Source organism: Streptomyces sp. VNUA24, assembly GCF_029167005.1.
GTDB classification, from domain to species: domain Bacteria; phylum Actinomycetota; class Actinomycetes; order Streptomycetales; family Streptomycetaceae; genus Streptomyces; species Streptomyces scabiei.
In genome coordinates, this window is sequence record NZ_CP119143.1 from 3,520,704 (window position 1) to 3,547,666 (window position 26,963).

Annotated in this window: 27 protein-coding genes; 11 read left to right on the forward strand and 16 right to left on the reverse strand. The window is 71.3% G+C overall.

What is annotated here, in order from left to right; genetic code table 11:
• Positions 1 to 215: 215 nt before the first annotated feature.
• The 5 genes from PYR72_RS14625 to miaA form a co-directional block, all read right to left on the reverse strand.
• Positions 216 to 1,697: a M1 family metallopeptidase gene (locus tag PYR72_RS14625; RefSeq protein ID WP_275455766.1), complete on the reverse strand. Its 1,482-nt coding sequence runs from the start codon at positions 1,695 to 1,697 to the stop codon at positions 216 to 218.
• A 149-nt stretch (positions 1,698 to 1,846) separates the two neighbouring features.
• Positions 1,847 to 4,000, reverse strand: coding sequence for an HD domain-containing protein (locus PYR72_RS14630; RefSeq protein ID WP_275455767.1), 2,154 nt, complete (start codon positions 3,998 to 4,000; stop codon positions 1,847 to 1,849).
• A 298-nt stretch (positions 4,001 to 4,298) separates the two neighbouring features.
• Positions 4,299 to 5,168, reverse strand: coding sequence for a diaminopimelate epimerase (gene dapF / locus PYR72_RS14635; RefSeq protein ID WP_275455768.1), 870 nt, complete (start codon positions 5,166 to 5,168; stop codon positions 4,299 to 4,301).
• 140 nt (positions 5,169 to 5,308) lie between these two features.
• Positions 5,309 to 5,839, reverse strand: a complete 531-nt coding sequence (locus tag PYR72_RS14640) for a hypothetical protein (protein ID WP_013000276.1) — start codon at positions 5,837 to 5,839, stop codon at positions 5,309 to 5,311.
• A gap of 102 nt (positions 5,840 to 5,941) precedes the next feature.
• Positions 5,942 to 6,880: a tRNA (adenosine(37)-N6)-dimethylallyltransferase MiaA gene (miaA, locus tag PYR72_RS14645; protein WP_059081476.1), complete on the reverse strand. Its 939-nt coding sequence runs from the start codon at positions 6,878 to 6,880 to the stop codon at positions 5,942 to 5,944.
• A 196-nt stretch (positions 6,881 to 7,076) separates the two neighbouring features.
• Here miaA and PYR72_RS14650 point away from each other — a divergent pair, with 196 nt between their 5' ends.
• Together PYR72_RS14650 and PYR72_RS14655 are read left to right on the forward strand one after the other, a co-directional pair.
• Complete coding sequence (locus PYR72_RS14650; protein WP_343245526.1) at positions 7,077 to 7,334, forward strand: hypothetical protein; 258 nt, start codon at positions 7,077 to 7,079, stop codon at positions 7,332 to 7,334.
• A 24-nt stretch (positions 7,335 to 7,358) separates the two neighbouring features.
• Positions 7,359 to 7,682 (forward strand): antitoxin, encoded by a 324-nt coding sequence (locus PYR72_RS14655; RefSeq protein ID WP_275455770.1) that lies wholly within the window; start codon positions 7,359 to 7,361, stop codon positions 7,680 to 7,682.
• 61 nt (positions 7,683 to 7,743) lie between these two features.
• On the opposite strand, the gene PYR72_RS14660 is transcribed toward PYR72_RS14655, so the two are convergent.
• The 3 genes from PYR72_RS14660 to PYR72_RS14670 form a co-directional block, all read right to left on the reverse strand.
• On the reverse strand, positions 7,744 to 8,448 hold the full coding sequence (locus tag PYR72_RS14660; protein ID WP_275455771.1) for a class III extradiol dioxygenase subunit B-like domain-containing protein: 705 nt from the start codon (positions 8,446 to 8,448) through the stop codon (positions 7,744 to 7,746).
• Between the two features lie 206 nt (positions 8,449 to 8,654).
• Positions 8,655 to 10,178 carry a tRNA (N6-isopentenyl adenosine(37)-C2)-methylthiotransferase MiaB gene (gene miaB, locus PYR72_RS14665; RefSeq protein ID WP_078580100.1) on the reverse strand — a complete coding sequence of 508 codons (1,524 nt, stop codon included), beginning with the start codon at positions 10,176 to 10,178 and terminating at the stop codon, positions 8,655 to 8,657.
• A gap of 39 nt (positions 10,179 to 10,217) precedes the next feature.
• Positions 10,218 to 10,622 (reverse strand): MazG nucleotide pyrophosphohydrolase domain-containing protein, encoded by a 405-nt coding sequence (locus PYR72_RS14670; RefSeq protein ID WP_275455772.1) that lies wholly within the window; start codon positions 10,620 to 10,622, stop codon positions 10,218 to 10,220.
• Positions 10,623 to 10,825: 203 nt separating this feature from the next.
• Here PYR72_RS14670 and PYR72_RS14675 point away from each other — a divergent pair, with 203 nt between their 5' ends.
• Entirely contained in the window at positions 10,826 to 11,824 is a 999-nt protein-coding gene (locus tag PYR72_RS14675) for a TAXI family TRAP transporter solute-binding subunit (protein ID WP_275455773.1), read from the forward strand.
• Positions 11,825 to 11,827: 3 nt separating this feature from the next.
• Here PYR72_RS14675 and PYR72_RS14680 read toward each other — a convergent pair whose 3' ends face one another.
• Both PYR72_RS14680 and PYR72_RS14685 read right to left on the reverse strand, forming a co-directional pair.
• Positions 11,828 to 13,243 carry a HAMP domain-containing sensor histidine kinase gene (locus tag PYR72_RS14680; RefSeq protein ID WP_275455774.1) on the reverse strand — a complete coding sequence of 472 codons (1,416 nt, stop codon included), beginning with the start codon at positions 13,241 to 13,243 and terminating at the stop codon, positions 11,828 to 11,830.
• A gap of 9 nt (positions 13,244 to 13,252) precedes the next feature.
• Positions 13,253 to 13,939 (reverse strand): response regulator transcription factor, encoded by a 687-nt coding sequence (locus tag PYR72_RS14685; RefSeq protein WP_275455775.1) that lies wholly within the window; start codon positions 13,937 to 13,939, stop codon positions 13,253 to 13,255.
• Between the two features lie 363 nt (positions 13,940 to 14,302).
• Here PYR72_RS14685 and PYR72_RS14690 point away from each other — a divergent pair, with 363 nt between their 5' ends.
• The 7 genes from PYR72_RS14690 (at position 14,303) to PYR72_RS14715 (ending at position 20,398) form a co-directional block, all read left to right on the forward strand.
• A complete protein-coding gene (locus PYR72_RS14690; RefSeq protein ID WP_059081467.1) occupies positions 14,303 to 15,079 on the forward strand; it encodes an amino acid ABC transporter ATP-binding protein in 777 nt (258 codons plus the stop codon).
• An 82-nt stretch (positions 15,080 to 15,161) separates the two neighbouring features.
• A complete protein-coding gene (locus PYR72_RS14695) occupies positions 15,162 to 16,013 on the forward strand; it encodes a glutamate ABC transporter substrate-binding protein (RefSeq protein ID WP_275455776.1) in 852 nt (283 codons plus the stop codon).
• Positions 16,014 to 16,137: 124 nt separating this feature from the next.
• Positions 16,138 to 16,815 (forward strand): amino acid ABC transporter permease, encoded by a 678-nt coding sequence (locus PYR72_RS14700; protein ID WP_275455777.1) that lies wholly within the window; start codon positions 16,138 to 16,140, stop codon positions 16,813 to 16,815.
• Positions 16,812 to 17,699: an amino acid ABC transporter permease gene (locus tag PYR72_RS14705; protein ID WP_275455778.1), complete on the forward strand. Its 888-nt coding sequence runs from the start codon at positions 16,812 to 16,814 to the stop codon at positions 17,697 to 17,699. The genes PYR72_RS14700 and PYR72_RS14705 overlap by 4 nt, the downstream gene beginning before the upstream one ends.
• Before the next feature lie 198 nt (positions 17,700 to 17,897).
• Positions 17,898 to 19,589 (forward strand): FAD-dependent monooxygenase, encoded by a 1,692-nt coding sequence (locus PYR72_RS14710; RefSeq protein ID WP_275455779.1) that lies wholly within the window; start codon positions 17,898 to 17,900, stop codon positions 19,587 to 19,589.
• A gap of 92 nt (positions 19,590 to 19,681) precedes the next feature.
• Positions 19,682 to 19,768, forward strand: coding sequence for a putative leader peptide (locus tag PYR72_RS42955; RefSeq protein ID WP_316731559.1), 87 nt, complete (start codon positions 19,682 to 19,684; stop codon positions 19,766 to 19,768).
• A gap of 90 nt (positions 19,769 to 19,858) precedes the next feature.
• A complete protein-coding gene (locus PYR72_RS14715; protein ID WP_275455780.1) occupies positions 19,859 to 20,398 on the forward strand; it encodes a cysteine dioxygenase in 540 nt (179 codons plus the stop codon).
• Positions 20,399 to 20,544: 146 nt separating this feature from the next.
• Here PYR72_RS14715 and recX read toward each other — a convergent pair whose 3' ends face one another.
• The 4 genes from recX to PYR72_RS14735 form a co-directional block, all read right to left on the reverse strand.
• On the reverse strand, positions 20,545 to 21,507 hold the full coding sequence (recX, locus tag PYR72_RS14720; RefSeq protein ID WP_275455781.1) for a recombination regulator RecX: 963 nt from the start codon (positions 21,505 to 21,507) through the stop codon (positions 20,545 to 20,547).
• A gap of 3 nt (positions 21,508 to 21,510) precedes the next feature.
• The gene (gene recA, locus PYR72_RS14725) at positions 21,511 to 22,638 is read right to left on the reverse strand and encodes a recombinase RecA (protein ID WP_275455782.1); all 1,128 of its coding nucleotides are present in this window, start codon (positions 22,636 to 22,638) and stop codon (positions 21,511 to 21,513) included.
• A 272-nt stretch (positions 22,639 to 22,910) separates the two neighbouring features.
• Positions 22,911 to 24,281 (reverse strand): AI-2E family transporter, encoded by a 1,371-nt coding sequence (locus PYR72_RS14730; RefSeq protein ID WP_275460415.1) that lies wholly within the window; start codon positions 24,279 to 24,281, stop codon positions 22,911 to 22,913.
• A 220-nt stretch (positions 24,282 to 24,501) separates the two neighbouring features.
• Positions 24,502 to 24,696, reverse strand: coding sequence for a DUF3046 domain-containing protein (locus PYR72_RS14735; protein WP_005481459.1), 195 nt, complete (start codon positions 24,694 to 24,696; stop codon positions 24,502 to 24,504).
• Between the two features lie 79 nt (positions 24,697 to 24,775).
• Between PYR72_RS14735 and PYR72_RS14740 the strand changes: the two genes are divergently transcribed.
• Positions 24,776 to 25,720 (forward strand): hypothetical protein, encoded by a 945-nt coding sequence (locus tag PYR72_RS14740; protein ID WP_275455783.1) that lies wholly within the window; start codon positions 24,776 to 24,778, stop codon positions 25,718 to 25,720.
• A 109-nt stretch (positions 25,721 to 25,829) separates the two neighbouring features.
• Here the strand turns inward: PYR72_RS14740 and PYR72_RS14745 are convergent, their stop codons facing one another.
• Together PYR72_RS14745 and PYR72_RS14750 are read right to left on the reverse strand one after the other, a co-directional pair.
• Positions 25,830 to 26,138 carry an AzlD domain-containing protein gene (locus tag PYR72_RS14745; RefSeq protein ID WP_275455784.1) on the reverse strand — a complete coding sequence of 103 codons (309 nt, stop codon included), beginning with the start codon at positions 26,136 to 26,138 and terminating at the stop codon, positions 25,830 to 25,832.
• Positions 26,135 to 26,902, reverse strand: a complete 768-nt coding sequence (locus tag PYR72_RS14750) for an AzlC family ABC transporter permease (protein ID WP_275460416.1) — start codon at positions 26,900 to 26,902, stop codon at positions 26,135 to 26,137. The genes PYR72_RS14745 and PYR72_RS14750 overlap by 4 nt, the downstream gene beginning before the upstream one ends.
• Between the last annotated feature and the right edge of the window lie 61 nt (positions 26,903 to 26,963).

Here is a 26,963-nt window from a genome sequence, read left to right on the forward strand (position 1 = left end):
ACCGAAGGCGACGCATCACGGCACGAACCACGATCCGTCAATGGCGACAACGCCCGGAGCTTCCGGGAGATTCCCGTCGCCGACCCGACGATGGTCGCACGGTACGCCCCGTCTCGTCACCCGGGTTATTCCCGTCCGCACCGGGGCCACACCCCGACGGCCCCGGCCGGCGCCCACTCCGCGCTCCCGCCGCCGGCAGCCCCCTCCGCAGCCCGCTACCGCTTGGCCGGCGCCTGCGCCGGGACCGGCTTCCAGTCGGGGTGCCCCGGCATGGGCGGCGTCCGCACCTCGTACAGCCAGGCGTGGAAGAAGGCGCCCAGGTCACGGCCTGCGATCACGGACGCGAGGTCCCGGAAGTCGGCGGTCGAGGCGACACCGTCGCGGTGGACGGTGACCCAGGCCCGCTGCAGCCGGTCGAAGGCGGGGGCTCCGATCTCCTGGCGCAGGGCGTAGAGGAAGAGCGCGGCGCCGTCGTAGACATTGGCGCGGAAGATACCGATCTTCTGGCCGTCCTTGGGCTCCTTGGGTGCGGCGGGAGGCCCTCCGGCGGCGCGCCAGCGGTCGGAGGCGCCGTACGCGGCCTTCATCCGCGCCTCAAGGGTCCTGCCCGCGACCTCCTCGGCGTACAGGGCCTCGTACCAGGTGGCGTGTCCCTCGTTGAGCCACAGGTCGGACCAGGTGCGGGGGCTGACGCTGTTGCCGAACCACTGGTGGGCCAGCTCGTGCACCATGATCGACTCCACGTACCACCGGGGGTACTCGGGGCGCACGAACAGCTCCCGCTCGAAGAGGGAGAGGGTCTGCGTCTCCAGCTCGAACCCGGTCTGCGCCTCGGCGATCAGCACGCCGTACGTCTCGAAGGGGTACGGGCCGACCTTGTCCTCCATCCACTCGATCTGTGCCGGGGTCTTCTGGAGCCACGATTCGAGCTTCTCGCGGTCCTTGGCGGGCACCACGTCACGCACCGGCAGACCGTGCGGTCCCGTCCGGCGCACGACCGCGGAGCGGCCGATGGAGACCTGGGCCAGTTCGGTGGCCATGGGGTGCTGGGTGCGGTAGGTCCAGGTGGTGGTGCCGGCGGCGCGGTCCGTACGGGTGGCGAGGCCGTTGGAGACGGCCGTGTAGCCGTCCGGCACGGTGACGCGGACGGTGAACATGGCCTTGTCGGAGGGGTGGTCGTTGCAGGGGAAGACCACGTGCGCCGCGTCGGCCTGGTTGGCCATCGCGAGCCCGTCGGCGGTCTGCAGCCAGCCGCCCTCCACGCCCTGCGGGTACACGGGGTCGCTGGTGTGCCGCACGGTGATACGGGTCCGGCTGTCCTCGGGCAGCGGCTCCCGGGGCGTGATCACCAGGTCCTCGCCCGCGCTCGTGAAGGTGGCGGGTTCCCCGTCGACCTCGACGGAGCCGACCTTTCCGTGCGAGAAGTCGAGATTGATCCGTTCCAGTCGGGAGGTCGTCCGGGCGTCGATCGTGGTGACGGCCGTGAGCGGCTCCCGGTTGCCGCCGGGGTAGCTGAAGGCGAGGTCGTACGACCGCACGTCGTACCCGGGGTTGCCGAGGTGCGGAAAGAGGCGGTCGCCGACGCCGAGGGGCACGGCGGGTGAGGGGGCGCTCGCGGCGATCAGGCAGACGGAGACGGCGGAGGCGAGCAGCGCGGCCTGGACGCGGCGGCTCCCGGAGCGTGGGGTGAGCGGCATGGACCACCGCTACCAGCGCGTCCGCGCCGCGCGTGGCCGACGCGCAGCGACTCCACCCGAACGAGCGGCCGACGGTCCGCCCGGCCGCCTTCATCCTCGGGGGTCACACACAGGCCGCCCGCTGACGTCGGCGGACGGCCGGCCCGGGGTCACTCGGCGGTCGCCGCCTGGTGCTGGGCGCGGCCCACGTCGTACACACCGGGCACGTTGCGCATGGCCCGCATCAGCTCGGGGAGGTGGGCGGCGTCCGGGAGTTGGAGCGTGTAGGTGTGGCGGACGCGCTGCTGGGTCGGCGGCTCCACGGTGGCGGAGACGATGGCGACGCCCTCCAGGGCGATGGCCTCGGTGAGGTCGGCGAGCAGGTGGGGCCGCTGAAAGGACTCGGCGACGAGGGTGACCCGGAACTCGGTGGTGTCCCCCCAGCGCACCTCGATCTCGGGGCGTCCGAGGTTCTTCATGCGGGTGACGGCGGCACAGGCGACGCGGTGCACGGTCACCACTCCCCCGCGGACGGCGAAGCCGGTGACCTCGTCGGGCGGTACGGGCGTACAGCAGCCGGCGAGACGTACCGTCGCCCCGGGCCGGTCGACGACGACCGCGGCGCCGACGGAGTCGGAGGTGGCGGCGGGCTCGTCGATGGCCGGGCGCAGGGACGGTGTCCCGTCCTTGCGGGCGCCGTCGCCCTCCTCGGGCCGCTCGTCGGCGGCGGGAGAGGGATGGGTGGCGATCCAGCGCTGGATGGCGATACGCGCGCCGGGCGTGTGGGCGTGCTCCAGCCACTCCCTGGAGGGCTCGGAGGCCGGGTCCTGGCCCATGAGGAGCTGCACGGTGTCGCCGTCCTTCAGGACGGTGCTCAGCCGCACCAGACGGCCGTTGACCCGGGCGCCGATGCAGGCGTGCGCGTCCTCGCCGTACTGCGCGTACGCCGCGTCGACGCAACTGGCGCCCTCGGGCAGCCCCAACGTGCCCCCGTCGGGCCGGAACACGGTGATCTCGCGGTCCTGGGCGAGGTCCTCGCGCAGGGTGGACCAGAACATGTCCGCGTCCGGCGCCGCCTCCTGCCAGTCCAGGAGCCGGGAGAGCCAGCCGGGGCGGGTGGGGTCGACGCGCTCGCCCTCGCCGTCGGGGTGCTCCTCCGCCGGGGCGGCGTAGGGGTTGCCGAGCGCGATGACGCCGGCCTCGGCGACCTTGTGCATCTGGTGGGTGCGCACCAGGACTTCGGCCACCTGGCCGTCACCGCGGGCGACGGCGGTGTGCAGCGACTGGTAGAGGTTGAACTTCGGTACGGCGATGAAGTCCTTGAACTCCGAGACCACGGGCGTGAGACAGGTGTGCAGTTCGCCCAGGACCGCGTAGCAGTCGGCGTCCTCGCCCACGAGGACCAGGAGCCTGCCGAAGTCGGAGCCGCGCAGCCGGCCGCGTTTTCGCGAGACCCGGTGCAGGGAGACGAAGTGGCGCGGCCTTATGAGGACTTCGGCCTGGATGCCCGCCTCGCGCAGGACTCCACGCACCTCGTCGGCGATCTCCGCGAGCGGGTCGCTCGGGCGGGCCGCGTTCTCGGCGATGAGCTCGCGGGTGTGGGCGTACTCCTCGGGGTGGAGGATCGCGAAGACGAGGTCCTCCAGTTCGGTCTTGAGGGCCTGGACACCGAGCCGTTCGGCGAGCGGGATGAGAACGTCCTTGGTGACCTTGGCGATGCGTTCCTGCTTCTCGGGGCGCATCACGCCGAGGGTGCGCATGTTGTGCAGCCGGTCGGCGAGTTTGATCGACATCACGCGGACGTCGTTGCCGGTGGCGACGAGCATCTTGCGGAAGGTCTCGGGCTCGGCGGCGGCCCCGTAGTCGACCTTCTCCAGCTTGGTGACGCCGTCGACGATGTACCGCACCTCCTCGCCGAACTCCTCGCGCACCTGATCGAGGGTCACATCCGTGTCCTCGACGGTGTCGTGGAGCAGAGACGCCGTCAAGGTCGTGGTCTCCGCGCCCAGTTCGGCGAGGATGAGGGTCACGGCGAGCGGGTGCGTGATGTACGGCTCGCCGCTCTTGCGCATCTGGCCGCGGTGCGAGGACTCGGCGAGGACGTACGCCCGGCGCAGCGGCTCCAGGTCGGCGTCGGGGTGGTGGGCGCGGTGGGCCTCGGCGACGTGGCTGATCGCGTCGGGCAACCGGTCGCGTGTGGTGGGACCCAGGAGTGCGGCGCGGCCCAGACGGCGCAGGTCGATACGAGGTCGGCCCTTCCTGCGGTGCGCTGGCGGCGGCGCAGGGGCGGGCGATACGGCGGGGTTCGTGGCCTCCGCGCTCATGGGCACCTCCGGCTGCGTGGACCGGCGGACGGGTGCCCCATGGCGTGCGGCGGCTCAGGGGATCGTGTCGTTCCCCCGTCCGTGCCGGTGCTTGATGCTACCGAGCCCATCACGCCCGTCCGACCGCCTCTCGCCGAGCGTGAAACGGATCACCCATTCGAGGGATGGTCCCGGGGTTTGCGGTTTCGGGTCACCCTTCCTGGGGTGCGCCATGGATTCGCACCCCTGACCGCGCGACAGGCTTGGATATATACGGCGTCCATGGTCCGGACGCCATCAAGTCAAGCCCTACCACACATCAACGGGCCGCAGTTTCAAGCCACTTGGCGTCGATCTCACCTTCGGCGACGATCACCGCCGGACCGGTCATCTCGATCTCGCCATCGGCCCGTTCGGTGATCACCAGGGTGCCGCCGGGCACGTCGACGGTGTAGGTCGCCGGGGTGCCGGTGACCGCCGGATCGACGCCGTCCCTGCGGGCGGCGGCCACGGCGACGGCGCACGCGCCGGTGCCGCACGAGCGGGTCTCGCCGGAGCCGCGCTCGTGGACGCGCATCGCGACGTGCCGGGGGCCGCGGTCCACGACGAACTCGACGTTGACGCCGTCCGGGTAGGCCGAGGCGGGGCTGAAGGGGGGCGGGGAGAGCAGGTCGCCCGCCTGCGCGAGGTCGTCCACGAAGGCGACCGCGTGCGGGTTGCCCATGTTCACGTTGCGCGCGGGCCAGCTGTGCTCGCCGACGCTCACCGTGACCTCGCCCTCGGGGAGGCGGGCCCCGCCCATCCCGACCGTGACGTCACCGTCCTTGTCGATGTGGACCCGCTTCACGCCCCCGCGCGTGGCGACGGTGAGGTCGCCCTCGGCGACGTGACCGGCGTGCAGGAGGTACCGGGCGAAGACACGGACGCCGTTGCCGCACATCTCGGCGACGGAGCCGTCGCCGTTGCGGTAGTCCATGAACCATTCCGCTTCGGCCGCCAGTTCCCGCGCCTCGGGGTGCGCGGCGGACCGGACGACATGGAGCACGCCGTCGCCCCCGATGCCCGCGCGGCGGTCGCAGAGCGCCGCGACGGCGGCCGGGGAGAGGTCGATGGTGTTCTCGGGATCCGGGACGATCACGAAGTCGTTCTCGGTCCCGTGTCCCTTGAGGAAGGCGATCCGCGTGCTCATTCCTCGATCGTACGGGAGCGCCCGGCGCGGGGCGGAGCGGTCTCCAGCGGCCCCGGGCCCCAGGGCCTGTCTGACAATTCCCGTCGTCGCCCGGAGGGCGGCCTTGCGTCGCGAGGCAGACGGGAATCGTCAGACAGGCCCTAGCGGAGCCGCGCCACCCGCCACACGGCCAGGGCCACCACGGCGGCGACGATCAGGAGGTAGAGCAGGGCCATCCGCCAGTCCGGGCGGCGGCCGGAGCCCCGGGCGGGCAGGCCGGGCCACGTGTAACCCACGCGACGGGCGGCCATCATGCCCCAGCCCGCGGCGGTGGCGCAGATCAGCAGGCCGAGCATGGCGACCACGGCACCGCCGTCACCGAACTCGAAGGCGAGCGGGAAGGCGAACATCAGCGAGCCGACCGCGGCGAGGCCCACGATGGGCGCGAGCTGCCAGAGCCGCAGCCTGCGCTGGGGGCGCAGCTCGACCTCGACCTCCGGACCGGTCATCTCGTCCGGTTCCGGTCCGTCGTCGCTCACACCACCGGGAGTCTGGTCGTCGGGACCGTCGGGGCTCAGCGGGTCGTCGTCGGGATCCAGTGCGTACCCCTCGGTAACCAGCTGTTCCACGTCCTCCGCGGCGCCGCGCTCCGCGCCTTGTGCGGTGTCACGAGGGCCGGCCTCCATCGCCACGCGCCCTCCCCACTCGGACTCCACTTGGTCGATCGAAGCTCGATGATGGCACGCCCCCGCAGGCCGGGATGACCGCCGGGGCGACCCGATGCCATGACGTGATCAGGCTGTGACCGGTCGTTCGATCAACGCCAGTGCGAGCTGCGGGAGTTCCGCCAAGTCGGCGAGGCCCCCCTTGAGCCAATGCACCCGCGGGTCGCGCCTGAACCATGAATCCTGGCGGCGCGCGAAGCGTTTGGTGGCACGTACGGTCTCTGCTCGCGCCTCGTCCATGGTGCACTGCCCCGCCAGCGCCGCGAGGACCTGCTGGTAGCCGAGCGCACGCGATGCCGTACGCCCCTCGCGCAACCCCTGCGCCTCCAGTGCGCGCACTTCTTCGACCAGTCCGGCGTCCCACATGCGGTCGACCCGGCGGGTGATGCGCTCGTCGAGTTCGGGACGCGCCACGTCGACACCGATCTGGACGGTGTCGTAGACGGAGTCGTGGCCCGGCAGATTCGCCGTGAACGGCTTTCCGGTGATCTCGATCACTTCGAGGGCGCGCACGATCCGGCGGCCGTTGCTCGGCAGGATCGCCTGGGCGGCCTCGGGGTCGGCGGCGGCGAGCCGGGCGTGCAGCGCGCCGGACCCGCGCAGGGTCAGCTCCTCCTCCAGGCGGGCCCGGACCTCGGGGTCGGTGCCGGGGAACTCCAGGTTGTCGACGGCCCCCCTGACGTACAGCCCGGAACCGCCCACGAGGATCGGCCAGCGGCCCTCGGCGAGCAGGGCGTCGATGCGCGCGCGGGCCAGCCGCTGGTACTCGGCGACGCTGGCGGCGGCCGTGACGTCCCAGATGTCCAGGAGGTGGTGCGGGACTCCGTCGCGCTCCAGGGGCGTCAGCTTGGCGGTGCCGATGTCCATCCCCCGGTAGAGCTGCATGGAATCGGCGTTGACGACCTCGCCGCCCAGACGCTGGGCGAGGAAGACGCCGAGATCGGACTTTCCGGCCGCGGTCGGTCCGACGACGGCGATGACCCGCGAAGGGGGAACTGCGCTACTCACCGCCCCAGTCTCGCAAATGTCGGCGCCTCTTCTCGAACGAGCTACGTGACGCGAGGGAGCCGGCGTCGTTGCGTGTTGCGAGTTCGAAGCGCCGGATGCGAGTTCCGGCGGCCCGGATGACGCAATGGGACGCTCCGGGAGAGCGCGGGAATTAGCCCGCATGATTAGCATTGAGGTTGATATGGGCGTTTTTTCGATGTTTCGGCGCAAGGCGAAGAACGCGGACGAGGCCGTCGTGACGGCCGCCGCACCGGGCGCCGAGACCGAGGCGGAGGAGTCGGAGGCGAAGGGATCCACCGAGGCCGCCCGGCCCGAGGAGGAGGCCGCGACCGGGAGCGAACCGGCCGAGCCCGCGGCGGAGACCGTCGAGGCGGCGGACGACGTGGAGATCCCCAAGCAGCAGACCGCCGACCAGGCGGCCGACAACGAGGCCGGCGAGGGCGCCCGCACATGACGGCCCCGCGCGGGAAGGTGAACCATGAGTCTGCTGCATAACCTGAAGGCCAAACTCTCCCCGGCCAAGGACAAGGTCGCGCACCTCGCGCAGAAGCACGAGGACAAGATCCACCACGGTCTCGACAAGGCCGCGCACACGGTCGACAGGAAGACCAAGGGCAAGTACAGCGACCGGATCCAGTCGGGCACGGGCAAGGCGAAGCACGCCATGGACCGGCTCGCGCACACGGACGAGGGCGGGCGCACCTCGCCGCCGGCGGGCGGCGGACACGCCCCTCCGCCCACGGACAGCGGTCCCACGCCCCCGCCTCCGGGTGGCGGCACCACACCGCCGCCGGCTTCCTGAACGGTTCACATCGCCGGACGGCCGCGGAGCACCCCGCTCCCGGCCGTCCGCCGTGTCCGGCCTACGACCAAGCGGCCACCAGATACCCCACGCCGTACGGCGCGTCGTCGTACAGCAGGCTGCCGCCCAGGCCCGCGTCCTCCGCGGCGCCGGCGAGGACCTGCCAGGGGGCCCGGCCGCCGGCCCGCAGCTCGCGCGCGAGGCCGGGATCGAGCGCCCGCAGCGCCGCGAGGTCGGCGGCGCCGAGCGCCCTGGCGATCTCCGCGTCGAAGCCGGCCGCGCGGGCGTCCAGGTACCCCGGGGCCTTGAGGGTCCGGCAGGCGCTGCCGTCCCCCATCACCAGCAGGGCCACCCGGCCGGCCCGCCCCGCGAGGTCCCGTCCGGCGCGGACACAGCTCTCGACCGGGAGCCCTTCCGCCACGCCGAGCCCCTCCACGGGCGCGTCGGCCCAGCCGGTGCGGTCGAGCAGCCAGGCGGCCACGGCGAGGGAGGCGGGCAGCGTGGCGGGCGCGTTCTCCGCCCCGCGTCCCAGCCGGACGTCGAGGTCCACGCCGAAGCCCCGGAAGGAGCCGCGCGCGCCTTCCGGATACGAGGCGTCCCGCCCGCCGGGCCCCACGACGACCAGCCGGTCGGGCCGCGCCGCGGCGAGCACCCCGAGCGCGTCCGCGCAGGCGTCCCGCGCCGGGTCCAGCTCGGGCGCGGCGCCCGCGGCGACGTCCGGGACGAGCAGCGGGGGGCAGGGGCACACGGCGGCGGCTACAAGCATGATCCGCAGGGTAACTTCCGCGACGGGCGCCGGGGCGGGCGGCCTGTTCGGGGAGCCCGCCGAGTCCGGACGCGCGCCGCTGACGGACCGGGGTGCGCGCCGCCTGCCGGGGTGGGTGCGGCCGGGCCGGGCGCCGGCCCGGGTGGCGACCCCCGGTGGCGCCCGTTCACCGCCTGCGGGTGCGGCCGACGGTCATGGCGCGCCGGTCAGTGGCTGCCGCATCCGCCCGTGGCGGCCGCCGGCAGCGGCTCCGGGACACCGATCTTCGGCAGCCCCAGCATCACGCCCGCCGGCGTCTGCGCGGGCGCGGCGTTCCGCTTCTCCCAGGCGTCCCCCGCCCGGGTGCGGCGCACGTCGAGGACGGCGCCCTCGGCGAGGAGGTGGTGCGGGGCGGCGTACGTGATCTCGACGGTCACGACGTCACCCGGGCGGACCTCCTGGTCCGGCTTGGTGAAGTGGACCAGCCGGTTGTCGGCGGCGCGGCCGGAGAGGCGGTGGGTGGCACCGTCCTTGCGTCCCTCGCCCTCGGCGACCATCAGCTCCAGGGTGCGGCCGACCTGCTTCTTGTTCTCGTCCCAGGAGATCTCCTCCTGGAGGGCGACGAGGCGCTCGTAGCGGGCCTGCACGACCTGCTTGGGGATCTGGTTCTCCATGGTGGCGGCGGGCGTGCCGGGCCGCTTGGAGTACTGGAAGGTGAACGCCTGCGTGAACCGGGCCTCGCGGACCACGTGCATGGTCTGCTCGAAGTCCTCCTCGGTCTCGCCGGGGAAGCCCACGATGATGTCGGTGGTGATGGCCGCGTGCGGGATCGAGGCGCGGACCTTCTCGATGATCCCGAGGTAGCGCTCCTGGCGGTACGAGCGGCGCATGGCCTTGAGGACCGTGTCGGAACCGGACTGGAGCGGCATGTGCAGCTGCGGCATCACGTTCGGGGTCTCGGCCATCGCGGCGATCACGTCGTCGGTGAAGTCGCGGGGGTGGGGCGAGGTGAAGCGGACGCGCTCCAGGCCCTCGATCTTTCCGCAGGCCCGCAGCAGCTTGCTGAACGCCTCGCGGTCGCCGATGTCGGAGCCGTACGCGTTGACGTTCTGGCCGAGCAGGGTGATCTCGGAGACGCCCTCGGCGACCAGGGCCTCGATCTCGGCGAGGATGTCACCGGTGCGACGGTCCTTCTCCTTGCCGCGCAGGGCCGGGACGATGCAGAACGTGCAGGTGTTGTTGCAGCCGACGGAGATGGAGACCCAGGCGGCGTAGGCGCTCTCGCGGCGGGTCGGCAGCGTGGAGGGGAAGGCCTCCAGGGACTCGGCGATCTCGACCTGGGCCTCGTCCTGGACGCGGGCGCGCTCCAGCAGGACGGGCAGCTTGCCGATGTTGTGCGTGCCGAAGACGACGTCCACCCAGGGCGCCTTCTTGACGATGGTGTCCCGGTCCTTCTGGGCCAGGCAGCCGCCGACGGCGATCTGCATACCGGGGCGGGCGGTCTTCATCGGGGCGAGGCGGCCGAGGTTGCCGTAGAGGCGGTTGTCGGCGTTCTCCCGTACGGCGCAGGTGTTGAAGACGACGACGTCGGCGTTGCCCTCGCCGGCGTCCTCGGGTGCGCGGACGTACCCGGCGTCCTCCAGCAGACCGGACAGGCGTTCGGAGTCATGGACGTTCATTTGACATCCATAAGTACGCACTTCGTATGTCTTGACGCCCACTGCCTGACTCCGGTCGCTGCTGTTGGTCACTCCGTAAGCCTAAGGCAGCGGCCGGGGCACGCTCGTCGGTCAGGACGTCCCGCCGGTCCACCCCTGTCGGCGGAGCACCGCGGAGACGTCGGGCGCCCGGTAGTGGTCCCCCTTGAGCACCTTGCCGTCCTCCCGGCGGGCGACCCGTCCGTCCGGGCCCAGCTTGGTCATGTTGGAGCGGTGGATCTCGGCGATGACGGAGTCGAGGTCGATGCCGTGGACGAGGGCCGTGCCGTACGCCACGTACACGACGTCGGCCAGCTCGTGGGCCAGCCGGTCGAGCGGGCCGTCGACCGCGACCTCGGCCACCTCCGCGGCCTCCTCGGCCAGCAGCTCGCCACGGTGGGCGGCCAGCTCGGGCGACACCTCGGTGGGCGCGGTCCGGGTGTCGAGGCCGAAGGCCCGGTGGAACTCGCGGACCAGGTGTGCGGGAGAGGAACTCATCCGGCGACCCTATCGACCGGCCGTCGAGGCGGACCCCTCCGTCCGGTCTGTTCGATCTCTTCGGCCTGTCCGGCGCAGGACGGCCGGGCGGCACCCGCGCCCGAGCGGCACGCGGGGGGTGACGGCGGGGGGCGAGGTCACAGCCTCGCACCGGATGGGTCCGGTCCTGGCCGCCTGTCCGGTGACCTGGCAGGATTTCGCGCATGGTCCAGGTACTCCCACGCATCGGCACGCGGCAGGCGCTGCTGGGCTCGGTGGCTTCGCTGGTGGTCCTCGGGCTGCTCGCGTGGTGGCTGTGGCCGCGCGAGGAGCCGCCGGGCGGGACGATCACGCTCAGCACCGGAGCCGAGAGCGGTGTCTACCAGCAGTACGGCCAGGAGATGAAGACCGCGATCGCCCGGGACATGCCCCGCCTGACGATCGACCTGAAGTCCAGCGACGGTTCCCAGGAGAACGTCGAACGGGTCGCCACCGGCGAATCCGACTTCGCCATCGCCGCGGCCGACGCCGTGCAGACGTACCTGGGCGAGAACAGGCCCGGGGCCGGGAAGCTGCGGGGCCTGGCACGGCTCTACGACGACTACGTGCAGGTGGTCGTCCCGGTCACCTCGCCGATCCAGACCGTCGCGGACCTGAAGGGCAAACGCGTGGCCGTCGGGCCCGAGGGCTCCGGCGTACGGCTCATAGCGGGGCGCGTGCTGGCCGCGGAGGGGCTGGACATCGACAAGGACATCCGGTCCCGGCCCGACACCATCCGCACCAGCCCCGACGCGCTCCGCCGCGGCCGGATCGACGCCTTCTTCTGGTCGGGCGGGCTGCCCACGAAGGGCCTGTCCGATCTGGCGGAGACGGGGTACGAATTCCGGTTCATCCCCATCGGGAACGAACTGGTGGCGAAGCTGCACGGCGAGGACGACTCCTTCCTGCACTACCGGGCCGCCGTGATGCCCGCCGACGCCTACCCGACCATCCTGCGGAACTCCACCGTGCCCACCATCACGGTGGCGAACCTGCTCATCACCCGCGAGGACATGGATCCCCGGCTGACGGAGTGGCTGACCCGCATGGTCATCAAGAGCCGCGACCGGATCGGCCAGGAAGTGCACGCGGCACAGCTGGTGGACCTGCGCACCGCCATCTACACGGACCCGCTGTACCTGCAGAAGGGTGCCAAGGAGTACTACCGGTCGGTCAAGCCGTAGCTCTCAGTCCGTCGGGCGGGTCCGGGGCACCGTCACGGTCACCTTCAGGCCGTGGGGCTCGTGGTGGGCGTACGCGATGGCGCCGCCGCCCGCCACGATCAGTGCCCGCGAGATCGAGAGGCCGAGCCCCGACCCCTTGATGTTCTGGTGCGCGGTGCTGCGCCAGAAGCGGTCGCCGACCCGTTCCAGCTCCTCGTCGCTGAGACCGGGCCCGGCGTCGGTGACGACGACCGTGGAGACCTGCCCGTTCGAGGCGACCCTGACCTCGACGCTCTCCCCGGCAGGGGTGAACTTCAGCGCGTTGTCGATCACCGCGTCCAGGGCGCTGGACAGCGCGACCGGGTCGGCCCAGGCGGTGGTGGCGGGACAGTCGCCGATCAGCGTCACCCCCTTGTCGTCGGCGAGGGGCGACCAGGAGGCGACCCGCTCGGCCGCCAGCTCGCCGATGTCGGTGAGCCGCAGATCGGCCTCGACGTGTTCGGCGAGGGCCAGGTCGAGCAGGTCGTCGAGGACCTGGGCGAGACGCTTGCCCTCGGTGCGCACGGAGGCGATCTCCTCGTTGCCCTCGGGCAGTTCGAGGGCGAGGAGGTCGATGCGCAGCAACAACGCCGCCAGTGGGTTGCGCAGTTGGTGCGAGGCGTCGGCGACGAAGGCGCGCTGCTGCTCCAGCACGTCCTCGACGTTGTCGGCCATCTCGTTGAACGACCGCGCCAGACGCCGGAGTTCGGGTGGCCCGCTGGCCACGGCGACCCGGGACTTCAGCCGTCCCGAGGCGATGGCGTGGGTGGTGGTGTCGAGGACGCGTACCGGCTTGAGGACCCAGCCGGTCAGCTGCAGCGCGGCTCCGACGGCGAGGAGCATCGCGGCGAACTCGCCGGCGCCGATGACCAGCCAGCCGCGCAGGATCTTGGACCGCATCTGTCCGGTGGGCGAGTCGGTGACGACGACGGCGATCACGTCGCCGTCGTGGATGACCGGGGAGGCGACGACGAGCCGGCCGCGCTGCCAGGGCCACACCTGGTCCGGGTTGTGCGGGCGGCGCCCCAGCAGCGCCTCCTCGAACGCGGCGAGTCCCTCGCCCTCGTCGGGGACCGCCCAGTTGTAGGGGGCGTTGGCCATGGCCCGGCCGTCCCCGGCCCGGTAGAAGACACCGGCCTTGATGCCGTAGACGCGGTAGTACTGATCGAGTTCGTGCTGCAACGTCTCCCGGCGGCCGTCGGTCGCGCCGCCGGTCCGGGATCCGCTCGGCGCCTCGGTGACGAACTGGGCCAGCGCCGCGAAGCGTGCCGTGTCGTCGATGCGGTCGACAACCACCTCCTGCTGCCGCGCCGCCGCGAGGCTCACCGCCAGCGGGATGCCGAGGGCCAGCAGCACGGCGGCCATCAGGACGATGAGCAGCGGAAGAAGACGAGTGCGCACGCGGGCACGCTACGACGTCGGGGCGACCAGCCGGTACCCGACCCCGCGCACCGTCTCGATCAGGGCGGGCATCCGCAGCTTGGACCGCAGGGAGGCGACGTGCACCTCCAGGGTGCGGCCGGTCCCCTCCCAGCTCGTCCGCCACACCTCGCTGATGATCTGTTCGCGGCGGAACACCACCCCGGGCCGCTGCGCCAGCAGCGCCAGCAGGTCGAACTCCTTGCGGGTCAGCTGGACGGGCGTGCCGTCCACACTGACCTGGCGGGTGGGCAGCTCGATGAGCACGGGCCCGAGGCGCAGCCCGCTGTCACCGGGCGCCGCGGCCTCGTCCGGGGCCCGGCGGCGGGCGACGGCGTGGATACGGGCAAGGAGCTCGCCGGTGTCGTACGGCTTGACCACGTAGTCGTCGGCGCCGAGGTTCAGGCCGTGGATCCGGGAGCGGACGTCGGAGCGGGCCGTCACCATGATCACCGGGGTGCTGGTGCGCTTGCGGATCTTGCCGCAGACCTCGTAGCCGTCCTGGTCGGGCAGGCCGAGGTCGAGCAGGACGACGCCGAAGCCGTTCCCCTCCGGGACGAGCGCCTGGAGGGCCTCCTCGCCGCTGCGGGCATGGGTGACGTCGAAGCCGTGCCGGGCCAGGACCGCGGACAGGGCGGCGGCGACGTGGTTGTCGTCCTCGACGAGGAGCAGCCTCATTCGGCCCCTTCCGGTTCGATCAGTGCTCGGTGCTCCGAGGCTCCACCGGTTTTCCGGCTCGGGCCAGTCTGCCGAGTTCGGTCATGTGTACGCCTCGGCTGCCACACATTACGCGGATCCGCATCCCGGGCACGGGCGCATCGCTCCCTTGCCGGTCACACTGATGAGTGAGGACGCCGTCAAGGCCGTACAAGTTCCGAACGGGTTCCGCCGCTCAGCCGGAACCCGCCCCGCGAGCCCGTCACGTGCAGTGATCGTCCGGCTACCAGATCGTTATGCTCAATTCTCGCTCAGATGTAATGACGCTGGTCGTCGCGGGTCACTACTGTCCTCCGAAACCGAGGAGGACGGAGCCTTAAAGCGATGACCGAAGTTTCGGTGGTCAAGGACGCGGTGCCCGCGGCCGACGACCTGGTCGTCCTGAAGAGCGTCAACAAGCACTTCGGCGCGTTGCACGTACTCCAGGACATCGATCTGACGATCACCAGGGGCGAGGTCGTCGTGGTGATCGGACCCTCCGGGTCCGGCAAGTCCACCTTGTGCCGCACCATCAACCGGCTGGAGTCGATCGACTCCGGCGACATCCGCATCGACGGCAAGCCGCTGCCCGCCGAGGGCAAGGCGCTCGCCCGGCTGCGCGCGGACGTCGGCATGGTGTTCCAGTCGTTCAATCTCTTCGCGCACAAGACCGTGCTCGAGAACGTGATGCTGGGGCAGGTCAAGGTCCGCAAGGCCGACAAGAAGCAGGCCGAGGAGAAGGCCCGGAACCTGCTGGACCGGGTCGGCGTGGGCACCCAGGCGGACAAGTACCCCGCACAGCTCTCGGGCGGTCAGCAGCAGCGCGTCGCCATCGCACGGGCGCTGGCCATGGACCCCAAGGTCATGCTCTTCGACGAGCCGACCTCGGCGCTCGACCCCGAGATGATCAACGAGGTCCTGGAGGTCATGCAGCAGCTGGCCCGGGACGGCATGACCATGGTCGTGGTCACCCACGAGATGGGCTTCGCCCGTTCGGCCGCCAACCGGGTGGTGTTCATGGCCGACGGCCGCATCGTCGAAGAGGCTGTGCCGGACCAGTTCTTCAGCAACCCCCGCAGCGACCGGGCCAAGGACTTCCTGTCGAAGATCCTGCACCACTGACGGCCCTGCCGACGCCGTTCACGGCCACCGGCACCCGCACCATGACGGTCCGCATCTGTTCACCAGTCAAAGGATGTTCACCATGAAGCTCCGCAAGGTCTCCGCCGCAGCCGCCACCGCCCTCGTCCTCGCCCTGACCGCCACCGCCTGCGGTGGTGACGACAGCAGCGACAAGGAGGGCGGCTCGGGCTCCGGTTCCGGTGGCGGTGACAAGATCAAGGTCGGTATCAAGTACGACCAGCCGGGTCTGGGCCTGAAGAACCCCGACGGTTCCTTCTCCGGCTTCGACGTGGACGTGGCGACGTACGTGGCCAAGGAACTCGGCTACGAGCCCAAGCAGATCGAATTCGTCGAGACCAAGAGCGCCGACCGCGAGAACGCGCTGGCCCGTGGCGACGTCAAGTTCATCGCGGCCACCTACTCGATCAACCCCGAGCGCGCGAAGCTGGTCGACTTCGCCGGCCCCTACCTGCTGGCCCACCAGGACCTGCTGGTGAAGGCCGACTCCGACATCAGCAAGGGCACCGACCTCAACGGCAAGACCCTCTGCTCGGTGACCGGCTCCACCTCGGCCGAGAACGTCAAGAAGGACATCGCTCCGAAGGCCCAGCTGAAGGAGTACGGCGGCTACTCGGAGTGCATCGCCGGTCTGCAGAGCGGCGCCGTGGACGCGGTCACCACCGACGACTCGATCCTCGCGGGCTTCGCCGCGCAGGAGAACTACAAGGGCCAGTTCAAGCTCGCGGGCCTGAAGCTCAGCAACGAGAACTACGGCATCGGTGTCAAGAAGGGCGACAAGGCGACCGTCGACAAGATCAACGCCGCCCTGGAGAAGATGGTCAGCGACGGCGCCTGGGAGACCGCGGTCAAGGAGAACTTCGGCCCGGCCGACTACAAGAACGAGCCGGCCCCGAAGATCGGCGACATCAAGTAAGCGGACATCCGCACCCAGCGCGGTTCTCGTAGTCGCGCCGCCGCCCGCCGCTCCGCGCGGTAGAGGCGGCGGCGCGGTGCGTCGCCTGCCTCGTTACGCCACACACCCGGAAGCGCGGGAGACAGTGTTCGACTTCCTTTCAAACTACAACGACCCAACCTTCTTGGGTGCGTTCTGGATGACGGTCAAGCTCACCGTCTTCTCAGCCATCGGCTCCCTGATCTGGGGGACCGTGCTCGCGGCCATGCGTGTGAGCCCCGTCCCCCTGATGCGCGGCTTCGGCACCGTCTATGTGAACGTCGTGCGGAACATCCCTCTGACGGTCATCATCGTCTTCAGTTCGCTCGGCCTCGCCGACATCTTCCGGGTGACGATGGGCGCGGGCAACGACGTCAAGGCCACGGCCTTCCGGCTCGCCATTCTCGGTTTCGTGGCCTACACCGCGGCATTCGTCTGCGAGGCGCTGCGCTCGGGCATCAACACCGTGCCCGTCGGCCAGGCGGAGGCGGCTCGCGCCATCGGACTGAGCTTCACCCAGGTCCTCGGCCTCATCGTGTTGCCGCAGGCGTTCCGGGCCGTCATCGGACCGCTGGCCAACGTGCTGATCGCGTTGACCAAGAACACGACCGTGGCCGCGGCGATCGGCGTGTGGGAAGCCGCCTATCTCATGAAGGGCATGATCGAGAAAGAGGCGCAGACCCTGCTCATCGGTGCGATCTTCGCCTTCGGATTCGTGGTTCTGACCCTGCCCACCGGCCTGATCCTCGGCTGGCTGAGCAAGCGACTGGCGGTGAAGCGATGAGTTCCGTTCTCTACGACGCCCCCGGCCCCCGGGCCAAACGGCGCAACGTGATCCTCACGGTGGTCTTCGTCGTCCTGCTGGTTCTCCTCACGTGGTGGCTCTGGGGAGCGCTGGACAGCAGGAACCAGCTGGAGTGGAAGCTCTGGAAGCCGTTCTTCACCTCCGAGGCCTGGACGACGTATCTGCTGCCCGGTCTCGCCAACACGCTCAAGGCCATGGCGATCTCCGTCGTGATCGCCCTGCCCCTCGGTGCGCTGTTCGGCATCGCGCGTCTCTCCGACCACGTGTGGGTCCGCATCCCGGCCGGTGCGGTGGTCGAGTTCTTCCGGGCCATCCCGGTCCTGCTGCTGATGCTGTTCGCCAACGAGGTCATCGCCCGCTCGATGGACGTCACCACCGAGCAACGGCAGCTCTGGGCGGTCGTCGCCGGTCTGGTGCTGTACAACGCCTCGGTCCTCGCCGAGGTCGTACGGGCCGGCATCCTCGCCCTGCCCAAGGGCCAGACGGAGGCCGCCCAGGCGATCGGTCTGCGCAAGGGCCAGACGATGTCCTTCATCCTGCTGCCGCAGGCCGTCACGGTGATGCTGCCGGCCATCGTCAGCCAGCTCGTGGTCATCGTGAAGGACACCGCGCTCGGCGGTGTGATGATCGGGTTCACCGAACTGCTCAGCGGACGCGCGACGCTGGCTGCGGTGTACGCCAACGTGGTGCCCAGCTTCGTTGTCGTCGCCATCATCTACATCATCCTGAACTTCATCATCACCAGCTTCGCGAGCTGGCTGGAGAAGCGGCTGAGGCGGGGCAAGAAGTCGACCGGCGCCGTTCTCGCTCCCGAGACGGTCCAGGGCACCGCGGCGACCGGCGCGGGGGCGGGCACGGCCTGACAGGCAGTCAGGTGACATCCGCCCAGGATGTCCCCCGTTTCACTCCTCGGAGGGCAGTGGCATGATCGCCACTGCCCTCCGTCACTTGACGCAAGCACCGGCAATGGGTTGCATACGTTCTGTGATCGTGCACCCTGCTCCAACTTTCTGTTCACCCACGTCCGCCGGGACGTCACGTCGGACAGGGGGCGCCGCGCCGTGGACCCGGTGATCATCGTCGGAGCGGGGCCCGTGGGGCTCACGCTCGCCCTCGCGCTGGCACGGCAGCAGGTGCCGTCCGTGGTCCTCGACGAGGGACCGGGGAAGGACGAGCAGCGGCTCGCCCGGACGGTGGTGCTGAACGAGGACACGGCCGCACTGCTGGAACGACTGTCCGGCGTCCCGCTCTCCCGGGCTGGCTGCCGCTGGGCCGGATGGCGGTCGATGCGGCGCAAGCAGGTGATGCGTCAGGTCCGGTTCGGGGACGGCGGCCTCGACGAGCAGGACACCCCGCTCCGGGAGGGATCGAAAGCGGGGCGCGGCGGTCCGGAGGAGGTCGTCGAGGGTTCCGCGGGCCTCCCTCCGCTCCACATCGCCCAGCACGTCCTGACCGCCGCCCTGCGCGAGGCCATCGTCGACGAACCCCTCGTCAAGGTCGCCGTCGAGAGCCGTCTCGACGCGATCGAGCAGGAGAAGTCCGGCGTCACGGCCCACACACGCGGGCCCAAGAGCACCTGGTGGCGCGGCAGTTACCTGGTGGGCTGCGACGGGCCGCGCTCGACGGTCCGCAAGCTCCAGGACATCCGCTTCCCCGGCCGCACCGCGGTGGAACGGCACGCGGTCGCCGCACTGCGCGCCGAACTCCCCTGGCCCGGCGAGGCATTGCTGCACCGCATGCCGCCGTGGCGCACGTCGGGCCCCTCCGGCGGCGAGATCACCGCCCGGCCGCTCGACGGAGGGGTCTGGCGGCTGGACTGGCTCCTGCCTCCGGGCAAGGACCTCGTGACGCCCGAGCTGCTCGTGGCCCGCGTCCGGGAGACCCTGGCCGGCTGGACGGGCGGCTCCACACCGCCGTACGACCTGCTCGACACCGGCGTCCACACCGTGCACCACCGGCTCGCCCGACGGTGGCGGGTCGGGCGGGTCTTCCTGGCCGGGGACGCCGCGCACCTGCTCGGGGCGCTCGGCACCCAGGGTCTCGACGAGGGTCTGCGGGACGCCGACAACCTCGCCTGGAAACTCGCTCTGGCCTGGCACCACGGCCCGCACGAGGCGCTGCTGGACAGCTATCAGGCGGAGCGGCGCGCGGTCGTCGCCACCCGGCTGCGCGCCGCCGACCAGGTACTTCCCCTGCTGCGCGGCGCCAAGGGGCTGCGCTCGTACGTCCCCGGCTCCTCCCGGGGTCATGACGCGCTGCTCTCCGACGGGCACCTGGGGCGCGGGGCTCTGGGTGCGCCGGGGGCGTACGCCGACTCCCCACTCATGCCTCCGCACTCCGACGCGGAGACCCCGATCGACACCCTGCCGGGCACGCAGGTCGTGGACGTGGAGGTGACCGCGGAGGACGGCTCCTTCGTACCGCTGCGGGACCGGCTGGGGCGCGGGGCGCTGCTGGTGGTGCTGATCGCGCCGGGTACCGGTGTGTGGGCGCGCAAGCACTGGATGAGCGCCGGGATCATGCCGCGCCTGGCCGCCGCCGTCTCCGCCCTGCCGCGCCCGGCCGAGCTGCTGGTCGCCGAGTCCTACCCGGGTGCGGGCGCCCACACCGTCCTCCTCGTCCGGCCCGACGGATACCTCGTCACGGCCCTGAGCGGTGTACGGCCGGCCGATCTGTACACGGCGGCAGCGGCGACGCTGGGCGGGGCGGAGCAGCGGTCCGAGGCGACCGGGGCGGCTTCGAGGACACGGTGAGACATCCGGGGCCGTTCGGGGCGACCGTCACTGTGTGTCCACATAGTGACGGTCGGTTGACCGGTCCGCGCCGTCATGGTCTACTCCGGACCGTGACCGACACCTCGACGCGCCTGTGGCGGAGGGTCCATATGGACCTCGTCCGCTACGCGGGCTGCGTGTGTCGTCCGTCCTGCTGAACTCGCATCCCTCGGCATCCTTCGCCCTCCGCGCGCGCCACCCGTGTGCCGCCGCGCGCTTCGGGGCGAGCGCACTTCAGGACGGTACTCGTGTCTGTGTCTCCCGTTGTTCCCCCCTCCCCCGCCCCGCCCCTCTCCGCCCCCACCCAGGCCGAACTGCTCGACTTCGCGCGCCGTACGGCCGCCGACGCGGAGCTGATCGCCTCGCTCCCGCTCGACCCCGAGGGCCGCACGTGGGTGCGGCTCGAAGGCCCCGGTGACAGCGAGGCCTGGCTCATCGGCTGGCCGCCCGGTACCGGCACCGGCTGGCACGACCACGCCGACTCGGTCGGCGCCTTCGTCACCGCCGCGGGCGCACTCAAGGAGTACTCACTCGCCGCCCGGCTGCCCACCGACGGCTGGAAGACCCTCGAACTCACCGAAGGCGTCGACCGTGAACGGCGGCTGTCCGCCGGCAAGGGCCGCTCCTTCGGACGCCACCACGTCCACGAAGTGCTCAACGAGTCCACCGAGGAGCACGCGGTCTCGGTCCACGCCTACTACCCGCCCCTCCCGCGCATCCGCCGCTACAGCCGCACGGGACAGGTGCTGCGTCTGGAACACGTGGAGCGTCCGGCCGACTGGCAGTGATCCCGGCCGGGGCCGGCCGCGCCCGGCAAGGGCCCGGGCGTCCCGAACGCCCTGGGCCGACGCGGGAATCGCCTGTCGTCGCCCGCCCCGGTGCTCCGCCTCGCCGTCCCTCGTCCCATGGCCGCGTCCGCAGCCGTGGCCGCAGCTCAGAACCCCTCGCCCTCCAGCCCTTCCGTGTCCTCCCCCTCTTCCTCCAGCGCCTGACGCACCACACGGAGGGCCAAGCCCTCGGAGTAGCCCTTGCGGGCGAGCATGCCGGCGAGACGGCGGAGACGTCTGTCGCGGTCGAGCCCTCGCGTGGAGCGCAGCTTGCGGGCGACCAGCTCGCGCGCGGTGGCCTCCTCCTGCTCGGAGTCGAGCCGGGAGACGGCCTCGTCGATCAGGGCCGAGTCGACACCCTTGGTGCGCAGCTCCCGGGCGAGCGCTCGCCCGGCCAGGCCCCGGCCGTGGTGCCGGGACTCCACCCATGCCTCCGCGAACGCGCCGTCGTTGATCAGGCCGACCTCCTCGAACCGCGACAGCACCGCGTCCGCCACGTCCTCGGGGATCTCTCGTTTGCGCAGGGCGTCCGCGAGCTGCTTGCGGGTGCGCGGGGTCCCGGTGAGCAGGCGCAGGCAGATGGCGCGCGCCCGCTCAGCCGGGTCCCCTGAGGACTCCTCCTTCTCGGCCCTCGACGAGAAAGACGAACCCCCGTCCTGTGGCCCCCCGCCGTCCGGGCCGTCGCCCGATTCCCCGAAGCCGCGCCGCCGCTCGCCCCGGCCGCCGCGTCTGCCCCGCGTGCGCCGTGCGTCACCGCCGCCGCGCCGACGGGTGCCGGCGGCCGAACCCGCACCGGAGCGCGAGTCGTCCGCCCACGGTCCGACGTCACCACCCCCTCGGCCTTCGCCGTCGAAAGGCCGGTCGCCGTACAGCTTGTCGTCGTACGGCCGGCCGTCGGAGGGCTCACCGTCCCGGTGCCCGTCCGTGCCGTACGACGGTGGGTCGCCGTACGGTCCACGTCCGTGCCCGTCCGCGGTGACTGCCCCGGTGCCCTCGCCGCTTCCCCCGCGCCCCCGGCCCTCGGGGACATGGGGGTATGCGTACTCGCCCCAGTCCGTTCTGCGTGTCACGGACTAGCTCTTCGCCGCCGCGGCCTTGGTCTTGGCGGTCTTGGCAGCCGACGCCGGAACCGCCTTCGCGGTGTCGTCCGCGGGTGTGGCGGAGACCGCCGCGTCCGCGCCCGGCTGTCCGGTGGGCTCCTCGGGCCGGACGCCGACGCCCAGCTTCTCCTTGATCTTCTTCTCGATCTCGTTGGCGAGGTCGGGGTTGTCCTTCAGGAAGTTGCGGGCGTTCTCCTTGCCCTGGCCGAGCTGGTCGCCCTCGTAGGTGTACCAGGCACCCGCCTTGCGGACGAAGCCGTTCTCCACACCCATGTCGATCAGACCGCCCTCGCGGCTGATGCCCTGTCCGTACAGGATGTCGAACTCGGCCTGCTTGAAGGGCGGCGCGACCTTGTTCTTGACGACCTTGACGCGGGTGCGGTTGCCCACGGCGTCGGTGCCGTCCTTCAGGGTCTCGATGCGGCGGATGTCGAGGCGCACCGAGGCGTAGAACTTGAGCGCGCGGCCACCGGTCGTGGTCTCCGGCGAGCCGAACATCACGCCGATCTTCTCGCGGAGCTGGTTGATGAAGATGGCGGTGGTCTTGGACTGGTTGAGCGCGCTGGTGATCTTCCGCAGCGCCTGGCTCATCAGACGGGCCTGCAGACCCACGTGACTGTCGCCCATCTCGCCCTCGATCTCCGCGCGCGGGACGAGCGCGGCGACGGAGTCGATGACGATGAGGTCGAGGGCGCCGGAGCGGACCAGCATGTCCACGATCTCCAGGGCCTGCTCACCGTTGTCCGGCTGCGACAGGATGAGGTTGTCGATGTCGACGCCGAGCTTCTTGGCGTACTCGGGGTCGAGGGCGTGCTCGGCGTCCACGAAGGCCACCTGGCCGCCGGCCCGCTGCGCGTTGGCCACCGCGTGCAGGGTCAGGGTCGTCTTACCGGAGGACTCCGGGCCGTACACCTCGATCACCCGGCCGCGCGGGAGGCCGCCGACACCGAGGGCGACGTCGAGCGCGGTCGACCCGGTGGGGATGACCTCGATGGGCTCGTTCGGCCGCTCGCCCAGGCGCATCACCGCACCCTTACCGAACTGCCGTTCAATTTGTGCGAGCGCGGCGTCGAGCGCCTTCTCGCGGTCGGTTCCTGCCATGGGTTCCACCCGGTTTGCTTGAGTCGTTCGCTTCACGTGAAAGACGCTAACGCCTGCCACTGACAATGGGCCCCGACGTCCGCCCGGCCTGTGGATAACTTGGGCGCTTCTCCACGAAAACCCTGCCGAACTCCGGCCGAGATCCTTCGCCGGAGCCTCCATAAGAATGGATGTTCGAATTTAGTGTCAAGCGCACCACGCGGCACCCGGAGCACTTCCGGGACAGCGGGTGACACGGGGCGGCAGCGGGCGAAGGTATGGCGGCAGCACCCCTACGGGGCGGTGCCGTCCTCGCCCCTGCGGGTGTCCGTGGAGTCGCTCTCGCCCTCGCGGGTGTCCGTGGAGTCGTCCCCGCCCCCGCGGGGGTCCGTGGGGGCGTCGTCCCCGTGGGCGTTCGTGGAGTCGTCGCCGTCCCCGTGGACGTGGGTGGAGTCGTCCGCCGACCGTCTCGTGCCGTGCCTGTGGCCGAGCCTGTCCTCCAGCCGCCTGCGCATACGGGTCAGAACGTCTCCGTCGGCCCCGTCCCCACCCTCCTCCGTCCGGAGCGGGCGTCCGCGCAGCCTGGCGATGAGGTTTCCCGTGCCACGTCTGTGATGCCCGTGCACACGGGGGTCGTCCGTGACGTCGTACCGCTTCACGTAGGCCCCCAGGAAAGCCTGCAGGGTGGCGACGGCGGGGATGGCGATGAGCGCGCCCACGGCGCCGAGGAGCGCGGTGCCCGCGATGACCGAGCCGAACGCGACGGCCGGATGGATGTCCACGGTCTTGGCGGTCAGCTTCGGCTGCAGCACGTAGTTCTCGAACTGCTGGTAGATGACCACGAAGACGAGGACCCACAGCGCGTACCACGGGTTGACCGTGAAGGCGATCAGCATTGGCAGGGCACCGGCCAGGTAGGTGCCGATCGTGGGGATGAACTGCGAGACCAGGCCGACCCAGACCGCGAGCGCGGGCGCGTAGGGCACGTCGAGGTACTCCAGCAGGACGTAGTGCGCCGCTCCCGAGATCAGTGCCATCAGGCCGCGGGAGTACAGGTAGCCGCCGGTCTTGTCGACCGCGATCTCCCACGCCCGCAGCACCTCGGCCTGCTTGGAGGGCGGCAGGACGGAACACAGCGCACGGCGCAGCCGGGGGCCGTCGGCGGCGAAGTAGAACGAGAACAGGGCGATCGTCAGCAGCTGGAAGAGGCCGCCCAGCACCTGCGCGGAGACGTCGAGGACCCCCGTGGCGCTGTTCTGCACGTACTTCTGCAGCCAGTCGGAGCGGAGCAGTCCCTCCTGGATGTCGACGCGCCTGAGCTCGGTGTGGAAGCTCGTGTTGACCCAGCTGATGACGGAGTCGAGGTAGGCCGGGAAGTCCTCGACCATCTTGATGATCTGGCCGGCGAGCATCGAACCGAGCAGGGTGACGAATCCGGCGGCCCCGATCAGCGTGATCAGGAAGACCAGGAACGTGGCGAAGCCCCGGCGCAGCCCCTTCGAGGCCATCCAGCTCACCGCGGGTTCGATCGCGAGCGCCAGGAAGAACGCGATGAGGATGTTGACCAGCAACCCGATGAGCTGGTGGAACGCCCAGCTGCCGAACTGGAAGACCGCGATGAGGGAGAGCGCCAGCACCATCGCGCGCGGCAGCCAGCGGGGCATGCGTCCGTCGGACACGGCACCGGGTCCCGGGCCGGCCGGCGGGCCCGGGGGCGGTGTCGTGCCGGACGGGGGTGCCTGCTGCCGGTACTGCGCGGTCTCGTCAGTGGGTGCCACGGACCAAGTCTCGCCCACGACACCGACAATCAGTCGCCGCCCCCGGTCCTTCCGGGCCGACGGACGGCGTCCGTTCGGTGAAGTGCGTTGCGAAGTGGGTTGCGTTTCAGCGGTTTTCCGCCGGAACGCCCATGGTCGCGCACACCACACGCCACACGTCCTTGGCCTCCCAGCCGGCGTCGAGCGCCTCGCTCACCGTGCGCCCGCCCAGGCCGGACATCACATGATCGCGCGCGAAGGTGTCGGCGTACCCCTCACCGAAGTGATCCGCCATCCGCTGCCAGAAGACCGTCAACCGCATGAGTCCAGTATCCCGCCCCAGGGGGTGGGCCTGGCCGGGACGGCTTGCCGATACCGCTTTCCGCCCTACGGTCGGAGCCATGTCCGAAACCGGAGCATCCCCCCTCCCCCTGTCGTCCCCGGCGCAGACCCCGCTGGCTCGCGCCGAACAGTTCGTCTGGCTGACCGCGCGCGTACTGGAGCAGCGGCGCTTCGCGTACCACTTCCTGGAGGGGGGAGCCGACGCGGTGGAGACCGCGCTGTCCGCGTACCGCAATGCCGACGACGGCTACGGTCACGCGCTCGAACCCGATCTGCGCGGGCCCGTGAGCCAGCCGCTGCACACCGCGCACGCGCTGCGGGTCCTGGACTCGATCGGCCGCTGCGGCGGACAGCGGGTGGAGCGTGTGTGCCGCTATCTGACGTCGGTGTCGACGCGGGACGGCGCCCTTCCCGCCGTGCATCCCGGCCAGCGCGGATACCCGGTGGCCCCGTTCGTGCCGATCGTCGACGACCCGCCCAGTGATCTGCTGGCCACCGGGCCCGTGGTGGGTCTGCTGCACCGCAACCAGGTGTGGCACGCGTGGCTGTTCCGGGCCACCGACTTCTGCTGGCAGGCGATCGAATCCCTGCAGAAGTCACACCCCTACGAGGTGCACGCCGCCGTGGCGTTCCTGGAGTCCGCGCCTGACCGCGCGCGTGCCCGGGCGGCCGCCGACCGGCTCGGGCGCCTGGTGCGCGAACACCGGCTCGCCACGCTGGATCCGGGGCGGCCGGACGACTACCCGGTGGCCGCCGGTTACGCGCCGGGGGAGCACCACTACCCGCACGACTTCGCGCCCACCCCGGAATCACCGGCACGCGCGTGGTTCACCGACGAGGAGATGTCCCGTTCCCTCGACTTCCTGGCGAGCGAACAGGCGGAGGACGGCGGCTGGCCGATCCGGTGGCGCCAGTGGGCTCCGAGCACCGCGATGGAGAGCCGTCCGATCGTGACGATCGAGGCGCTGCGGACGTTGCGTGCGTACGGACGGCCGATCGGCTGAGGCCGGACGCCCCTACGCGCGCGTGCGGACGGTCCATGCGCGCGTACGGACGGTCCACGCGCGGGTCGGCGGTCCAGCGGCACGCGCGCGTGGGACACGACGAGGCGTGTCAGCCCGCCAGCGCCCGCACCCCCGCCGTCACGATCACCGCCGCGGCCACGACGACCAGGAACGGGGCCCGCAGGAGCAGTGCCACGGCGGCCGCGGTGAGCCCGGCGGCCCTCGCGTCGAGCACCAGGGCGTGCCCGTCGGCGAAGGTCTGCTGGGCCGTGAGGGCGGCGAGGAGCGCCACGGGCAGCAGGGCGGCGAGCCGCTGGACGAGCGGACGTTCGAGCACGCCTTCGGGCACGAGCAGACCGATGAGCTTGACGGCGTAACAGCCGACGGCGGTGCCGATGATCGCGACCCAGACGTTCATCGGTCGCCGCCTTCCAGGTCGTGGCCTTCCCGGCCTCCACGCTCCCGGTCGGCGGCCCGGCGGCGCCCCTCCGCCCAGAGGACGGCCGGGGCGGCCACCGCGGCGACGAGGACCGGGACCCCGGCGGGCAGGAAGGGCAGCAGGCCGAGTCCCAGGACGACGGCGATGCCGGCGACGGCCCGTTCCGCGGTGGTCCGCAGCATGGGCGCGAGGAGGGCCAGGAAGACGGCGGGCCCGGCCGCGTCGAGCCCCCACGTGTCGGTGTCGCCGATGGCCTCGGCGCCGAGCGCGCCGAGCAGCGTGGTGAGGTTCCACAGGACGTAGAGGCTGAGCCCGGTGACCGTGAAACCGATGCGGGCGGCTCGGCGGGTGGGCTGGGCGAGGGTGACGGCCGTGGTCTCGTCGATGACCCACTGGGCGGCGAACGGCCGCACCGCGCGCGGGAGGGCCAGCACCTGGGACAGACGCAGCCCGTAGAACGCGTTGCGCACGCCCAGGAAGAAGGCCCCGGCCGCCGCCGTGAACGGATTGCCCCCGGCCGCGAGCGCGCCCACCAGGGCGAACTGGGAGGCCCCGGTGAACACCAGGAGGCTCAGCGCGCAGGTCTGCAGCAGGCTGAGCCCGCTGCCGGCCGAGGTCACCCCGAACGCGAACCCGGACAGACCGACGGCGACCCCGACGCCGAGGGCGTCCCGGACCACGGCTCCGTCGGGTTTCGCGCCGGCATGTTCTTGCGTCTCCACGAGACCAGTCTGTTCAGTCACCACGCGCCGGACGGTACGCGCGGGTGCGTCCGCGGGTCTTGTACGTTCTTGCGCACGCCCG

Excerpts from the sequence above, each read along its gene's own strand:
- recA (WP_275455782.1), bottom strand. The coding sequence starts at position 22,638 with ATGGCAGGAACCGACCGCGAGAAGGCGCTCGACGCCGCGCTCGCACAA.
- PYR72_RS14685 (WP_275455775.1), bottom strand. The coding sequence starts at position 13,939 with ATGAGGCTGCTCCTCGTCGAGGACGACAACCACGTCGCCGCCGCCCTG.
- PYR72_RS14660 (WP_275455771.1), bottom strand. The coding sequence starts at position 8,448 with ATGCTTGTAGCCGCCGCCGTGTGCCCCTGCCCCCCGCTGCTCGTCCCG.
- PYR72_RS14695 (WP_275455776.1), top strand. The coding sequence starts at position 15,162 with ATGAAGCTCCGCAAGGTCTCCGCCGCAGCCGCCACCGCCCTCGTCCTC.
- PYR72_RS14625 (WP_275455766.1), bottom strand. The coding sequence starts at position 1,697 with ATGCCGCTCACCCCACGCTCCGGGAGCCGCCGCGTCCAGGCCGCGCTG.
- PYR72_RS14740 (WP_275455783.1), top strand. The coding sequence starts at position 24,776 with ATGTCCGAAACCGGAGCATCCCCCCTCCCCCTGTCGTCCCCGGCGCAG.
- PYR72_RS14670 (WP_275455772.1), bottom strand. The coding sequence starts at position 10,622 with ATGAGTTCCTCTCCCGCACACCTGGTCCGCGAGTTCCACCGGGCCTTC.
- dapF (WP_275455768.1), bottom strand. The coding sequence starts at position 5,168 with ATGAGCACGCGGATCGCCTTCCTCAAGGGACACGGGACCGAGAACGAC.
- PYR72_RS14650 (WP_343245526.1), top strand. The coding sequence starts at position 7,077 with ATGTTTCGGCGCAAGGCGAAGAACGCGGACGAGGCCGTCGTGACGGCC.
- PYR72_RS14630 (WP_275455767.1), bottom strand. The coding sequence starts at position 4,000 with ATGAGCGCGGAGGCCACGAACCCCGCCGTATCGCCCGCCCCTGCGCCG.
- PYR72_RS14690 (WP_059081467.1), top strand. The coding sequence starts at position 14,303 with ATGACCGAAGTTTCGGTGGTCAAGGACGCGGTGCCCGCGGCCGACGAC.
- PYR72_RS14705 (WP_275455778.1), top strand. The coding sequence starts at position 16,812 with ATGAGTTCCGTTCTCTACGACGCCCCCGGCCCCCGGGCCAAACGGCGC.
- PYR72_RS14745 (WP_275455784.1), bottom strand. The coding sequence starts at position 26,138 with ATGAACGTCTGGGTCGCGATCATCGGCACCGCCGTCGGCTGTTACGCC.
- PYR72_RS14655 (WP_275455770.1), top strand. The coding sequence starts at position 7,359 with ATGAGTCTGCTGCATAACCTGAAGGCCAAACTCTCCCCGGCCAAGGAC.
- PYR72_RS14675 (WP_275455773.1), top strand. The coding sequence starts at position 10,826 with ATGGTCCAGGTACTCCCACGCATCGGCACGCGGCAGGCGCTGCTGGGC.
- PYR72_RS14735 (WP_005481459.1), bottom strand. The coding sequence starts at position 24,696 with ATGCGGTTGACGGTCTTCTGGCAGCGGATGGCGGATCACTTCGGTGAG.
- PYR72_RS14730 (WP_275460415.1), bottom strand. The coding sequence starts at position 24,281 with ATGCCCCGCTGGCTGCCGCGCGCGATGGTGCTGGCGCTCTCCCTCATC.